Source organism: uncultured Aureimonas sp., assembly GCF_913775355.1.
Classification (GTDB): Bacteria; Pseudomonadota; Alphaproteobacteria; order Rhizobiales; family Rhizobiaceae; genus Aureimonas.
In genome coordinates, this window is the sequence record NZ_CAJYIU010000037.1 from 1 (window position 1) to 12,699 (window position 12,699).

12 protein-coding genes, 1 pseudogene and 1 riboswitch are annotated in these 12,699 nt (G+C 70.5%); of the genes and pseudogenes, 9 read left to right on the plus strand and 4 right to left on the minus strand.

The window, feature by feature from the left end; genetic code table 11:
- Positions 1–669: pseudogene (locus tag QZ753_RS02660) on the plus strand (cobyric acid synthase CobQ); the annotation flags it as partial.
- Between the two features lie 88 nt (positions 670–757).
- Positions 758–1,342, plus strand: a complete 585-nt coding sequence (locus QZ753_RS02665; RefSeq protein WP_294640971.1) for a cytochrome b — start codon at positions 758–760, stop codon at positions 1,340–1,342.
- Between the two features lie 7 nt (positions 1,343–1,349).
- On the opposite strand, the gene QZ753_RS02670 is transcribed toward QZ753_RS02665, so the two are convergent.
- A complete protein-coding gene (locus tag QZ753_RS02670; RefSeq protein WP_294640973.1) occupies positions 1,350–2,201 on the minus strand; it encodes an SDR family oxidoreductase in 852 nt (283 codons plus the stop codon).
- A gap of 631 nt (positions 2,202–2,832) precedes the next feature.
- A riboswitch (cobalamin riboswitch) is annotated at positions 2,833–3,071 on the plus strand.
- 31 nt (positions 3,072–3,102) lie between these two features.
- Between QZ753_RS02670 and QZ753_RS02675 the strand changes: the two genes are divergently transcribed.
- From QZ753_RS02675 to cobO, 6 genes are all read left to right on the plus strand, one after another.
- A complete protein-coding gene (locus QZ753_RS02675; RefSeq protein ID WP_090962360.1) occupies positions 3,103–3,282 on the plus strand; it encodes a CbtB domain-containing protein in 180 nt (59 codons plus the stop codon).
- A 124-nt stretch (positions 3,283–3,406) separates the two neighbouring features.
- On the plus strand, positions 3,407–4,120 hold the full coding sequence (locus tag QZ753_RS02680; protein ID WP_294640977.1) for a CbtA family protein: 714 nt from the start codon (positions 3,407–3,409) through the stop codon (positions 4,118–4,120).
- The gene (gene cobU, locus QZ753_RS02685) at positions 4,117–4,629 is read left to right on the plus strand and encodes a bifunctional adenosylcobinamide kinase/adenosylcobinamide-phosphate guanylyltransferase (protein ID WP_294640980.1); all 513 of its coding nucleotides are present in this window, start codon (positions 4,117–4,119) and stop codon (positions 4,627–4,629) included. The genes QZ753_RS02680 and cobU overlap by 4 nt, the downstream gene beginning before the upstream one ends.
- 4 nt (positions 4,630–4,633) lie before the next feature.
- Entirely contained in the window at positions 4,634–5,710 is a 1,077-nt protein-coding gene (gene cobW, locus QZ753_RS02690) for a cobalamin biosynthesis protein CobW (protein WP_294640981.1), read from the plus strand.
- A gap of 1 nt (position 5,711) precedes the next feature.
- The gene (gene cobN / locus QZ753_RS02695) at positions 5,712–9,425 is read left to right on the plus strand and encodes a cobaltochelatase subunit CobN (RefSeq protein WP_294640983.1); all 3,714 of its coding nucleotides are present in this window, start codon (positions 5,712–5,714) and stop codon (positions 9,423–9,425) included.
- Positions 9,422–10,063 carry a cob(I)yrinic acid a,c-diamide adenosyltransferase gene (gene cobO / locus QZ753_RS02700; RefSeq protein WP_294640985.1) on the plus strand — a complete coding sequence of 214 codons (642 nt, stop codon included), beginning with the start codon at positions 9,422–9,424 and terminating at the stop codon, positions 10,061–10,063. The genes cobN and cobO overlap by 4 nt, the downstream gene beginning before the upstream one ends.
- Before the next feature lie 4 nt (positions 10,064–10,067).
- Here the strand turns inward: cobO and QZ753_RS02705 are convergent, their stop codons facing one another.
- Genes QZ753_RS02705 through QZ753_RS02715 form a run of 3 tightly spaced genes read right to left on the minus strand, consistent with a single transcriptional unit; the run spans position 10,068 to position 12,347 of the window.
- Positions 10,068–11,360 (minus strand): FAD-dependent oxidoreductase, encoded by a 1,293-nt coding sequence (locus QZ753_RS02705; RefSeq protein WP_294640987.1) that lies wholly within the window; start codon positions 11,358–11,360, stop codon positions 10,068–10,070.
- Between the two features lie 46 nt (positions 11,361–11,406).
- Complete coding sequence (locus QZ753_RS02710) at positions 11,407–11,544, minus strand: DUF3096 domain-containing protein (protein WP_294640989.1); 138 nt, start codon at positions 11,542–11,544, stop codon at positions 11,407–11,409.
- Between the two features lie 23 nt (positions 11,545–11,567).
- Positions 11,568–12,347, minus strand: coding sequence for a 3-hydroxybutyrate dehydrogenase (locus QZ753_RS02715; RefSeq protein WP_294640991.1), 780 nt, complete (start codon positions 12,345–12,347; stop codon positions 11,568–11,570).
- A 161-nt stretch (positions 12,348–12,508) separates the two neighbouring features.
- Here QZ753_RS02715 and QZ753_RS02720 point away from each other — a divergent pair.
- Positions 12,509–12,699, plus strand: a 191-nt coding sequence (locus tag QZ753_RS02720; protein WP_294640992.1) for a tetrahydrofolate dehydrogenase/cyclohydrolase catalytic domain-containing protein, incomplete at its 3' end; no start/stop codon positions are given.

The window sequence follows — 12,699 nt, forward strand, 5'->3', positions numbered from 1 at the left end:
AACTTCGACGATCTCGATCCGCTCGCGGCGACGCCCGGCGTCTGCGTGCGCCTCGTCCGTCCGGGCGAGCCCTGGCCGCGCGAGGCCGGGCTGGTGCTCCTGCCGGGCTCCAAGGCGACGATCGCCGATCTCGAGGCCCTGCGCGCGCAAGGCTGGGACCGTGCGATCATCGACCACCACGCACGCGGCGGCCGGGTCCTCGGGCTTTGCGGCGGCTACCAGATGCTCGGGCGACGGATCAGCGACCCCCGCGGCATCGAGGGCGAGGCGGGCGAGACGGAGGGCCTCGGTCTCCTCGACATCGAGACGCGCCTTCTGGGGCCGAAGACCCTTGCCCAAGTCGAGGCCCGCTCGATCGACGGGACAGCGTTCCCCGCCTACGAGATCCACATGGGCCGGAGCGAGGGGCCGGACAGGTCGCGGCCCTTCGCCACCGTCGCGGGCCGCCCGGAAGGCGCGACGAGCGCCGACGGGCGAGTGCAAGGCACCTATCTCCACGGCCTCTTCATCGGGGACCGCTGGCGCGAGGCCTGGGCGTCGACGCTCGGCGTCGCGCCCGGCGGACGTTCGCACTCGGCTGAGATCGAGGCAGCGCTCGATGCCGTCGCCGCCCAGCTCGAGGCCGCTCTCGACATAGCCGCCCTCGAGCGGATCGCCCGCGCGCGCTGATCGGCCGCGCGCGAGCTGTCGATTCCGTAATTGGCATTCCGTCTCGAAGCGTTCCAACATCGCGGGAGAGCAACGGGGACCCAGCTTCATGGCCACATCGACCCTCGCCGATTCGCGCTTCGGCTACGGCCTCGTCTCGCGCACGCTGCACTGGACGATGGCGCTCCTATTCGTCTGGCAGTTCGTCACGGTGTTCCTGTCGGCGGTCGCCGAGGGCACGGGGATCGAGCGCTTCTTCTGGGGCACCCACTACTCGGTTGGCTTCACGCTCTGGGTTCTGGTTCTCCTGCGCGGCGCCTGGGGCCTGTCGCAGCTGAAGCATCGCCCGCCGCACGAGGGACCGCCGCTTCTCCAGCGTGCGGCGACGCTCGGCCACCTCGCGCTCTACCTCCTGATGGTGATCGTGCCCTCGCTCGCCATCCTGCGCGCCGCGGGCAACGGGCGCGGTTTCCGGGTCTACGGCCTCCAGCTCGTGGCGCCCGGCGGCGAGGCGAACCCGGCGCTGACCGCGCCCGCCAATCTCTTGCACGGGTTCCTCGGCTGGACGCTCTTCGTGCTCATCGCCGGTCACATCGCCATGGCGCTCTGGCACGGGCTGGTGCGGCGCGACGCGACGCTGCGCCACATGACGCGCGGCCCCGAGCGGGGTCCGCGATCGCTGCGCTCGGTCTGACGGCCGGTCAGTCCTCGGTCGCATAGTCCTTGAAGCGGCCGGCCCAGTCCTTGTGCCAGCGCGACAGCGGCGGGCGGTTCTCGACGATGTCGCCGGCCGCCCAGCGGATGCGCTTCTCGTCGGTGCGCCGGTCCGTCTCGCCGTCCGGACACAGGATGTAGAAGTCGCCCGCCTCCAGCCGCTCCATCATGAAATCGATCGTCTCGTCGGGCGTCCAGGCGCCCTCGGGCTTCTCGGTGCGCCCCTTGGCGGTCAGCCCGGTGAACACGAAGCCGGGAATGAGGAGCGCGGCCTCCACCTGATGACCCGCCGTCTCGCGCAGCTCGTGCTGCAGCGCCTCGGTGAACACCTTCACGCCCGCCTTCGACACGTTGTAGGCCGGATCGCCCGGTGGCGTCGTGATGCCCTGCTTGGAGCCGGTGTTGACGATCAGCGCCGGCTCGCCGTGCGCCATCATGGCGGGACCGAAGATCCGCGTTCCGTTGATGACGCCGCCGAGGTTGATTGACAGCACGGCATCCCAGTTGGCCTGGGTCCCGAAGATCGACGAGCCCGGCTGGATGCCGGCATTGTTCATCAGGACATGCACCTTGCCGAGGCGCTCGGCGATATGGTCGGCCGTCTTCTGCAGCCCGGCGCGGTCGCTGACGTCGCAGGCCGCCGCCACGATCCGCGTCTCGTCGCCGTCGGCGAGCGCGACGAGTTCCTCGTGCGCGCTCGTCAGGTCCTCCATCCGCCGGTCCACCACCGCGACCTTGAGCCCGGCCTTGGCGAAGCGGCGCGCGGCCGCCAACCCGATCCCCGCCGCGCCCCCGATCACGACGGCGGTGTGGAGCGGAGCGATGGCGGGATGGTGCATGGGTCGGGTCTTCCGGCAGTGGGGTTCGGGGAAGAGATAGCCGAGCCGGCGGCGGATGGAAGGCCGAGGGGTTTGTGGAGATGGGCGGGACGGGGTGCAGCGGGACGTGCTGTGATGGTAGCGAATGAGGCCGCTTTGGGTGGTTACCTTCCGGTCAGCTTTAGAGTGGAATGCGTTGAATGTCGGACGTTCGACGCACCATGCCGTCGCCTAGAAATGGAGTTTCAGACAACCGGGCGTGGTGCATGTCATCCCCCCGTAGAGCGGTTCACGATACCATGCCGTGATTGTCCCAGCGGCGCACAGCGTGCATTCCAACGTCATCTCGAAGGGGGGCGCCCGTCACGCTCCCGTTCGAAACGCAACTGAAGGGCACATGCCTTCTCCATGGCTTGGAGTAGTCGCTCGTCGATTGGATCTGGTCGGGTTTGTTCCATCGATTGCTGTCTAACATTGTTTCAACCGAGCCTATCCCCTTATTTCCCCTTCCCGGTTTGGCACCGCAGCAGCATTAGTGGCTCGGAAGGATAGCAAGCGGCCCCTCGCACAGCCCGCCCGGCACGCTTCGCGCCCGTCCCCACAAGCGCCTCGCCCCCTCGTGCCTCTTCGATTGACTGGAACCCCGCTTCGTCTATCCTCGCGCGCGGATGGTCCTGCCCCGCAACTCGCGCGGGCAGGCTAAGAGGGAATGCGAAGGGCCGACTTAAACCAAGGGCCCGTATCGCAGCCGACCCCGCGACTGTAGAACGGCGAGGTGCCTCCGCCGGCAGGGTTCTGCCGGAAACGCCACTGGACGTGTTCGTCCGGGAAGGCAGGGGGACGACCGGTGACCCGTGAGCCAGGAGACCTGCCATCCGTCTCGAGGCGGCCATTCCGGCCGCCGTCACGGAGGTTGAACATCATGACGTCGTCCACGACGAGCGCCGCTCGAAGCCCCGCCCTGTCCGCGCGCCTGCCGGCCGCGCTCCTCGCCTTCGCCGCCGGCGCGCTCCTCCTCTGGGGGGCCGGGTTTGCCGGCGCCGACGCGCTGCATGACACGGCGCACGACGCGCGCCACGCCATGGGCCTGCCCTGCCACTAGAGGCTCCTCGCCTCGATCCGTCGATCGCATCCGCCCGCCCGACCGGCGGCGGAGGCCTCGTCCTATGGCACGGCCGCGCCGCGCGTCGCCTAGCGGCGACCCGCCGGCCGGAAAGGGAAGTCCCATGCTCGTTCGCTATTTTCTCGCCGCGCTTCTCGCCGGCATTCTCGCCGGCGTCGTCATCACGCCGCTCCAGCACCTCAAGACGACGCCGCTGATTCTGGCTGCCGAAACCTACGAGGGCGGCGGCACGGCGCATGACCACGCGGCTTCGTCGCTCCGCCTCGTGTCGCCGGCCTACGCGCATGGCGGCGCGGCGCACGAGGAGGGCGGCGACGTCGCCCGCCTCGGGGGGACGCTTCTCGCCAACGTCGTCATCGGCGCGGCCTTTTCGCTTCTGCTTCTGGCGGCGAGCCTCGGCCTCGACTGGCCGGTCACGCTTCGCAACGGCGCAGTGTGGGGTCTGGCCGGCTTTGCCGTCGTGACCCTCGCCCCGGCGCTGGGCCTACCGCCCGAGCTTCCCGCGATGCCGGCCGCCGATCTCGCGGCGCGCCAGGTCTGGTGGCTCGCGACGGTGGCACTGTCGGCGGGGGGGCTGTGGTTCCTCGTGTTCCGGCGCTCGAGCGCGGCGATCCTCGGCGGGCTCGCGCTGCTTCTCCTGCCGCACCTCATCGGCGCGCCACATCCGGCCGATCTCGCGGGTCCGGTGCCCGCGGCGCTCGCGGCCGAATTCGCCGTCGCCTCGCTCAGCCTGTCCGCCGTCCTGTGGGCCATGACGGGCGCGCTGCTCGGCCTCGGGCTCGATCGCGCCCGGCGTAGGGCGGCCGTCCCGGCATGAGCCTCCACTTCATCCTCGGCGGGGCGCGCTCGGGCAAGAGCGTGCTGGCCGAGGACCTCGTCATCCGGAGCGGCCTCCAGCCGCTCTATCTCGCGACGGGCCGAGCCTTCGACGCCGAGATGCAGGCGCGGATCACCGAGCATCGCGAGCGTCGCCCGCCGCCGTGGCGGACGATCGAGGCGCCGCTGGCGCTCGCCGAAACCCTCGCTAGCGAGGCGCGCGGCGATCGGGCCATCCTCGTCGACTGCCTCACCCTCTGGCTCACCAACCTGATGCTGGAGGACGGCGACATACCCGCCGCCTCGGATGCGCTGGCCGACGCGCTGCGCACGCCGCTTCCCGGCCTCGTCGTGATCGTCTCCAACGAGGTCGGCCTCTCCATCGTCCCGGACAACCGGATGGCGCGCGAGTTTCGCGACCATGCCGGCCGGCTCCACCAACGCGTCGCGGCCCTCGCCGACGCGGTGACCTTCGTCGCCGCCGGCCTGCCGCTCAAGCTCAAGGGCTGATCCCATGCAGAAGATTCCCGCCACCGTGATCACCGGCTTCCTCGGAGCCGGCAAGACGACGCTGATCCGCAACCTCCTCCAGAACGCCGACGGGCGTCGCATCGCGCTCATCATCAACGAGTTCGGCGATCTCGGCGTCGACGGCGACATCCTGAGGGGCTGCGACGCCCGGACCTGCCGCGAGGAGGACGTCGTCGAACTCACCAACGGCTGCATCTGCTGCACGGTGGCCGACGACTTCATCCCGACGATGGAAAAGCTTCTCGAACGGGCCGACCGGCTCGACCACATCGTGATCGAGACCTCGGGGCTGGCCCTCCCCCAGCCGCTGGTGGCCGCCTTCAACTGGCCCGAGGTCAAGGCGCGCGTCACCGTCGACGGCGTCGTCACGGTCATCGACGCCGCGGCCGTCGCCGCCGGGCGCTTTGCCGACGATGAGGCGAAGGTCCAGGCCGCGCGCGAGGCCGACGAGAGCCTCGACCACGACAATCCGCTGGAGGAACTCTTCGAGGACCAGATCCGCGCCGCCGACCTCCTCGTCCTCAACAAGGCCGACCTCGTGGATGCCGCGGCGCTCCGCGCTGTCCGTGCCAAGGTCGAGGCGGAAGCCGGCCGCAGGCTCGCCGTCGTGACCGCCGAGAACGGGCGCCTGCCCGCCGACGTCCTCCTTGGCCTCAAGGCCGGCACGGAGGATCTCATCGCCGACCGCCGCTCGCACCACGAGATCCACCATGCCGACGGCCATAGCCACGATCACGAGGACTTCGAGAGCATCGTCGCGGAGGGCGGGGAATATGCCTCCGTCGAGGCGCTGACGGCGGGTCTGACGAGTGTCATCGCGCGCCACGACATCCTGCGCCTCAAGGGCTTTGCCGCGATCCGGGGCAAGACGATGCGCCTCGTCGTCCAGGCCGTCGGCGGGCGTATCGAGACCTATTTCGACCGGCCCTTCTCAGCCGGCGAGGCGCGCGTCTCGCGCTTCGTCGTGATCGGCCTCCACGACGCGATCGAGGACGGCGAGGCGGCGATCCGCGAAGGGATCGCGGCGCTGGCCGAGACGCCGGCGGCGGCGGCCGAGTAGCTTGCACCTCCTCAGCCTCCAGCGCGGGACGATCGCCGACGGGCGCGAGGCGGTGGACCTCGGGCAGACGCCGGGGCGCGTCCTCGTCCTGTCGGCGGCCGATACGGAGCTCGCCGCGCTGGCGTTCGCCGCCGACCGGCTGGGGTTGGACGGGTCGGCGCTGCGCCTTGCCAACCTCCTGCGCCTCGCGCACCCGATGTCGGTGGACACCCATGTCGGGGCCCTCGCGCCGCATGTCCGCCTCGTGGTGATCCGGCTGCTGGGCGGCGCGGCCTACTGGCGGCACGGCTGCGAGGCTTGGAGCGCGGCGGCGCGGCGGCATGGCTTCGCGCTCTGCGTGCTGCCGGGCGACGATCGCCCCGATCCCGGCCTCGATGCCTATTCGACCTTGGCCGAGCCCGAGCGCGAACGGCTCTGGGCGTTCTTGCGCGAGGGTGGCGCGGCCAATGCCGACGCGTTCCTGCGCGCCTGCCTCGCGCTCGCCGACGGGACCATGCCGGACGAGACGCCGGCCCGCCCGATCCTCAAGGCCGGTCGGCTGGAGCGTTCAAGCGCGCCCGCGCCGGTCGCCACTCGGCCGCTCGCCGCCGTCGTCTTCTACCGTGCCCTCGTCCAGAGCGGGCAGACGGAGACGGTGGAGGCGCTGGCCGAGGCGCTGGAGGCCCGCGGCTTCGATGTCCTGCCGGCCTATGTCTCCGGCCTCAAGGACCCCGTCAGCGTCGAGACGCTGCGCGCGCTCTTCGCCCCGCGCGCGCCGGACGTCGTGGTCAATCTCACAGGGTTCGCCACCTCCGCCCCCGGCCGCCCCTTCGCGTCGACCGTGCTCGACGAAGGCGGTGCGGTCGTCTTGCAGGGGGTCCTCGCCGGCACCACGCGCGAGGCGTGGGAGGCGTCGTCGCAAGGGCTCTCGGCGCGCGATCTCGCCATGAACGTCGCCCTGCCGGAGGTCGACGGGCGGGTGCTCACGCGCGCGCTCGCCTTCAAATCGGCCGGCGACTGGCACGAGCGGACGGAGAGCGACATCGTCGCCCATCACCCAGAGCCCGGCCGCATCGCCTTCACGGCGGAGCTCGCCGCACGCTGGGCGGCGCTGCGGCGCACACCGGCGCCCGAGCGCCGCGTCGCCATCCTTCTCGCCAACTATCCCAACCGCGACGGGCGGATCGGCAACGGCGTCGGGCTCGACACCCCGGCCGGCACGATCGAGGTTCTGCGCGCGATGCGCGCGGCAGGCTATGAAACCAGTGCTCTGCCGGAGGACGGCAACGCGCTGATCGCCCATCTCCAGGCGGGACCGACCAATGCCGGACGCGCCGCGCGAGAGATCCGCGAAACACTGCCGCTCGCCGACTACCGCCGCATCTTTGACGCGCTACCGGCAGCAGTTCGAGCGGCGATGACCGAGCGCTGGGGCGCGCCGGAGGACGATCCGTTCTTCGACCCCGCCTACGGCTTCGCCCTGCCGCTCGCTCGGTTCGGCCGGGTCATCGTCGGCGTCCAGCCGGCGCGGGGCTACAACATCGACCCGAAGGAGACCTACCACGCGCCGGACCTTGCACCGCCGCACGGGTATCTCGCCACCTACGCTTACCTCAGCGAGACGTTCGGCGCGCAGGCGATCGTGCACATGGGCAAGCACGGCAATCTCGAATGGCTGCCGGGCAAGGCGCTGGCCCTCTCGGACGCCTGCTTCCCCGAGGCCGTGCTCGGCCCCCTGCCCCATCTCTATCCGTTCATCGTCAACGACCCCGGCGAGGGGACGCAGGCCAAGCGCCGCTCGGCCGCCGTGATCGTCGATCACCTCACCCCGCCGCTGACGCGCGCCGAAAGCCACGGGCCCGCGCGCGACCTTGAACGCCTCGTCGACGAATATTACGAGGCGGCACAGGGCGACCCGCGTCGCACCGCGCTCCTGAAGCGGCAGATCGTCGAGATGCTCGGGGAAACCGGGCTGGGGCGCGACGCCGGTCTGTCCGGGGGCGAGCCGGACGACGCCGCGCTCGAAAAGCTCGACGCCTGGCTCTGCGACCTGAAGGAGATGCAGATCCGCGACGGGCTGCACGTCTTCGGACGCGCTCCGGACGGCCGGCTCCTCGACGATCTCGCGGTCGCGCTCGCGCGCCTGCCGCGCGGCGACCGGGACGGAGACGCCTCGCTCCTGCGGGCGCTTGGGCGAGACTGCGGTCTCGACGGGTTCGATCCGCTGGACTGCGCGATGGGCGCGCCCTGGGACGGCTCACGTCCCGCAGCTCTCCAGCGGCAAACCGCCGAGCCTTGGCGGACCGCGGGCGACACGGTGGAGCGGCTGGAACTCCTGTCCTCGCGCCTCGTCGCGGGAACGGAGGAACCCGAGCCGGGCTGGGAGGCCACCCCCGCCGTTCTCTCCGAGATCGCGACACGCCTGAAACCGGCGATCGCCGCCTGCGGCGAGGCGGAGATCCGAGGGCTTCTCGCCGGTCTCGACGGCCGCTTCGTGCCCCCCGGCCCTTCCGGCGCGCCGACGCGCGGGCGGCCGGACGTTCTGCCGACGGGCCGCAACTTCTTCTCCGTCGACACCCGTGCCGTGCCGACGGAGGCGGCCTGGGCCCTCGGCCGCAAGTCCGCCGAGCTCCTCGTCACGCGCCACCTTCAGGACCACGGCGAATGGCTGCGCGCGGCGGGCCTCACCTGCTGGGGCACCGCCAACATGCGCACCGGCGGCGACGACATCGCGCAAGGCTTCGCCCTGATCGGCGCCAAGCCGACCTGGGACCGCGCGTCCGGGCGCGTCACCGGCTTCGAGATCCTGCCGCCCGCCGTCCTTGGCCGCCCGCGCGTCGACGTGACGCTGCGCGTCTCCGGTTTCTTCCGTGACGCCTTTCCCGATCAGATCGCCCTCTTCGACCGGGCCTGCCGCGCGGTCGGGGCGCTCGAGGAGGACGAGGGCGACAACCCGATCGCCGCCCGCATGGGGCGGGAAGCGCGCGCGCTGGAGCACGAAGGGCTCGAGCCCGGCGAGGCCCGGCGGCAGGCCGGCTACCGCGTCTTCGGCTCGAAACCCGGTGCCTACGGCGCAGGCCTCCAGGCACTCATCGACGAGGGCGGCTGGCAGACGCGCGGCGATCTCGCGGAGTCCTTTCTCGTCTGGGGCGCCTATGCCTACGGCGCGGATGCGGAGGGCGCGCCCGAGCGCGTCGCCTTCGAGACGCGGCTTGGGGCGATCGAGGCGGTGATCCAGAACCAGGACAATCGCGAGCACGACCTTCTGGACTCGGACGACTACTACCAGTTCGAAGGCGGAATGAGCGCCGCCGTCGAGCACCTGTCGGGCCGGGCGCCCGCGGCCTACCACACCGACCACTCGCGCCCCGAGCGTCCGGTGATCCGCACGCTCGACGAGGAGATCGCGCGCGTCGTGCGGGCGCGCGCCGTCAATCCGAAGTGGATCGCCGGCGTCATGCGCCACGGCTACAAGGGCGCCTTCGAGATGGCTGCGACGGTGGACTATCTCTTCGCCTTCGCCGCCACGACGAACGCGGTGGCCGACCGGCACTTCGACCTCGTCCACGCCGCCTATCTCGAGGACGAGACGGTCGCGGCCTTCCTGGAAGCCAACAATCCAGCAGCGCTCGCCGAGATGCGGGCGCGCTTCCGCGAAGCCATCGCGCGCGGCCTCTGGCGTCCGCGCTCCAACTCGGCACAATTCGCCCTCGCAACGGAGGACCACCATTCATGAGCGAGAAATCCCCGCTCCTCGCCGCGATGAGCGAGGCGGAGCTCGACGCCCGCCACGCCGAGAAGATGAAGAAGAAGAAGGCGGCGCGCGACAAGATCCTCGCGACGAAGACCGAGGTGAAGGGGCTCGTGATCGTCCACACCGGCAAGGGCAAGGGCAAGTCGACCGCCGCCTTCGGCCTCGTCTTCCGCGCGCTCGGCAACGGGATGAAGGTCGGCATCGTCCAGTTCGTGAAGGGCAAGTGGGAAACCGGCGAGCGTCAGGCGCTGGAGCGCTTCCCCGGCGAGGTGACGATCACCGCGATGGGCGACGGCTTCACCTGGGAGACGCAGGACCGCCAGCGCGACATCGCCGCGGCGCGCCAGGCCTGGGAGCGCGCCAAGGCGATGATCACGGACGAGGAGCACCAGTTGGTGGTGCTCGACGAGCTGAACATCGTCCTGCGCTACGAATACATCCCGGTGGAGGAGGTCGTCGACTTCCTGCGCGACCACAAGCCCGAGATGAAGCACGTCGTCATCACGGGCCGCAACGCGCGTGACGAACTCATCGAGTTCGCCGACCTCGTCACCGAAATGGAGATGGTCAAGCACCCGTTCCGCTCCGGCATCAAGGCGCAGCGCGGCATCGAGTTCTGACCCGTCAGCCGTGCAGCTTCAGCGCCGGTCCCTTGGCCGGCGACAGCATGTCGGCGAAGATCGCGACCGTCCCGCGCAGGCGCCCCAGCACCTTCCACTGGTGCTGGCGCTGCAGCGCGTTGTAGGCCGCGGTCGCGAACTGGCCGTGGATCAGGAAGTCGGCGCCGTGGCCGGAGCCGATGCGCCCCACCGTGCCGGCGCGGCCGAGCTGCACGAGCCGCCCGCGGTCGCGATACTCGAACGGCTCGACCGGCTGACGCTTGAGGAGCAGCGGGATGGTCTCGGCGAGGTAGTCGGCCCGCTGCGAGGCGACCTGCGCGGTCGGCGGCAGCGGCTTCTCGCTGCCCTTCGGCACCATGCTCGCCGCATCGCCCATCACATAGATCCGCTCGTCCGCCGTCGCGCGCAGCGTGCGGTCGACCCGGATTCGTCCCTTGTTGTCGGTCTCGAAGTCGGCAAGCCGCTTCAGGATCGGCTGACCGACGAGACCCGCCGCCCAGACCGCGACATCGGCCGGCCAGCGCTCGCCCGAGACCGAGCGCACCGCCTTCGGCTCGATCGCCGCGACCTTGGCGTCGGTCACCGTCTTCACGTCGAGGTCCTTCAGGCGCTCGACCAGCTTGGCGCGCAGGGCGTCGTCGATGCCGGGCATGATGACATCGGCCGATTCGAGGATGGTGATGCCGAGCAGCCGCTCGGCCTTCGCCTTGCCGCCGCGCAGGAGAAAGCCGGTCTCCGAGTTGCGAAGGTGCGCGGCAAGCTCGGTTCCCGTCGCGCCGGAGCCGACGATCACGACCTCGGCCGGCATGCCGCTCGCCCGCGCCCGGATCATCACGCCGGCAAAGCGCGTGCGGAAGTCTTCCGCATCCTCGGGGCGGTCGAGGCGCACGGCGTTCTCCGAAACGCCCTCGATGCCGAAGTCGGGCGTCACCCCGCCGAGCGCCACCACCAGGAGATCGTAGGCGAGAAAACGGGCGGGCGCGAGTTCGCGCCCCTCTTCGTCGTGCATCGGCGCGAGCTCGACCCGGCCGCCGACGCGGTCGACCGCCCGCACCTCGCCCTGCTCGAAATGGAAGCCGCGCATGCGCGCCAGCATGTAGAAGGAAATCTCGGCGAGCGTCGACGAAACGGTGCCGGCGGCGAACTCGTGAAGTCGCGGCTTCCAGAGGTGGGTCATCTCGCGATCGACCAGCGTCACCTCGACGCCGTCCGTGCCCGCCAGCTGCGAGGCGAGCTCCAGCCCGCCCGCGCCGCCGCCGAGGATGAGCACCCGCCGTCCCGTCGCCCGATCCACCATGCCTGATCCTCGTCCGTTACATATCGCAACGCGAAGACCTGCGGGGCTAGATGGTTCCCATCAGACCCGTGATGCCGACCACGATCAGGTAGATCGCGACGATATAGTTCAGGAGGCGCGGCATCAGGAGGATCAGAATGCCGGCGATCAACGCCGTGATCGGCTGGATCGTTATGATATCCATGGTCGTCTCCGAAAGCCTCGGGCTCAGCCCATGTACCAGCCGTGGCTGGCGGTGATCGACTGGCCGGTGAGCGCGGCCGAGCGGAAGCCGGCGAGGAACACGGCGAGCGCCGCGACGTCCTCCAGCGTCGTGAACTCGCCGTCCACGGTGCGCCCGAGCATCACGTTCTTCACGACCTCCTCCTCGGAAATGCCGAGGTCGCGCGCCTGCTCGGGAATCTGCTTCTCCACGAGCGGCGTGCGCACGAAGCCGGGGCAGATGACGTTGGAGCGCACGCCGTGCTTGCCGCCCTCCTTCGCCATGGTGCGCGCGAGGCCGAGAATGCCGTGCTTGGCGGCGACATAGGCGCTTTTCAGCGCCGAAGCCTCGTGGCTGTGCACCGAGCCCATGTAGATCAAGGCGCCCGACTTGCGGGGATACATGTGCCGCACGGCTGCCTTGGTCAGCAGGAACGAGCCGCCGAGATGGATGTCGACCACGCGGCGGAACTCCTCGTAGGGGAACTCCTCGATCGGGTGGACGATCTGGATGCCGGCATTGGCGACCATCGCGTCGAGCCGCCCGAAGCGCTCGGCGACCCGGTCGACGCCCGCGTTCACCATCGCCTCGTCGGTGACGTCCATCGTCACCGCCAGCGCCTGTCCGCCGGTGGCCTCGATCTCGGCCGCGACCCTCTGCGCGCCGTCCGCGGCGATGTCGGCGATGCCGACGCTCGCGCCTTCGCGCGCAAACGCCAGCGCGATCGCCCGGCCGATGCCCGACCCCGCGCCCGTGACCACCGCGACCTGTCCCTGAAGCTGCATGACGCCCGTCCCCTGCCGGCTCTCCATGCCGCAGATGATAGAAGCCCCGAAGCCGGCGAACAGCCCCGTCGTCCTCGCCAAACGACGCCTCGATACTCGCGCATACGCCGATCCCGGCTTATAAGCGCCGCAACATGGCGCTCGGACAGGGGACGGTTTCGATGGCAGCGACGAGGATCGACGGCAAGGCGGTGGCCGAGGACGTGCTGGCGACGGTAAAGCGGGCCGCCGCCGACCTCGAAGCGCGGCAGGGCGTCAAGCCGGGGCTCGCCGTGGTGCTGGTCGGCGAGGATCCCGCAAGCCAGGTCTATGTCGGCTCGAAGGGGCGCATGGCCAAGGAGTGCGGCTTCCA

What these genes read in the sequence shown, in the direction of transcription:
- QZ753_RS02665 (WP_294640971.1), top strand. Translation starts at nt 758, where the DNA reads ATGGCCACATCGACCCTCGCCGATTCGCGCTTCGGCTACGGCCTCGTC.
- QZ753_RS02670 (WP_294640973.1), bottom strand. Translation starts at nt 2,201, where the DNA reads ATGCACCATCCCGCCATCGCTCCGCTCCACACCGCCGTCGTGATCGGG.
- QZ753_RS02675 (WP_090962360.1), top strand. Translation starts at nt 3,103, where the DNA reads ATGACGTCGTCCACGACGAGCGCCGCTCGAAGCCCCGCCCTGTCCGCG.
- QZ753_RS02680 (WP_294640977.1), top strand. Translation starts at nt 3,407, where the DNA reads ATGCTCGTTCGCTATTTTCTCGCCGCGCTTCTCGCCGGCATTCTCGCC.
- cobU (WP_294640980.1), top strand. Translation starts at nt 4,117, where the DNA reads ATGAGCCTCCACTTCATCCTCGGCGGGGCGCGCTCGGGCAAGAGCGTG.
- cobW (WP_294640981.1), top strand. Translation starts at nt 4,634, where the DNA reads ATGCAGAAGATTCCCGCCACCGTGATCACCGGCTTCCTCGGAGCCGGC.
- cobO (WP_294640985.1), top strand. Translation starts at nt 9,422, where the DNA reads ATGAGCGAGAAATCCCCGCTCCTCGCCGCGATGAGCGAGGCGGAGCTC.
- QZ753_RS02705 (WP_294640987.1), bottom strand. Translation starts at nt 11,360, where the DNA reads ATGGTGGATCGGGCGACGGGACGGCGGGTGCTCATCCTCGGCGGCGGC.
- QZ753_RS02710 (WP_294640989.1), bottom strand. Translation starts at nt 11,544, where the DNA reads ATGGATATCATAACGATCCAGCCGATCACGGCGTTGATCGCCGGCATT.
- QZ753_RS02715 (WP_294640991.1), bottom strand. Translation starts at nt 12,347, where the DNA reads ATGCAGCTTCAGGGACAGGTCGCGGTGGTCACGGGCGCGGGGTCGGGC.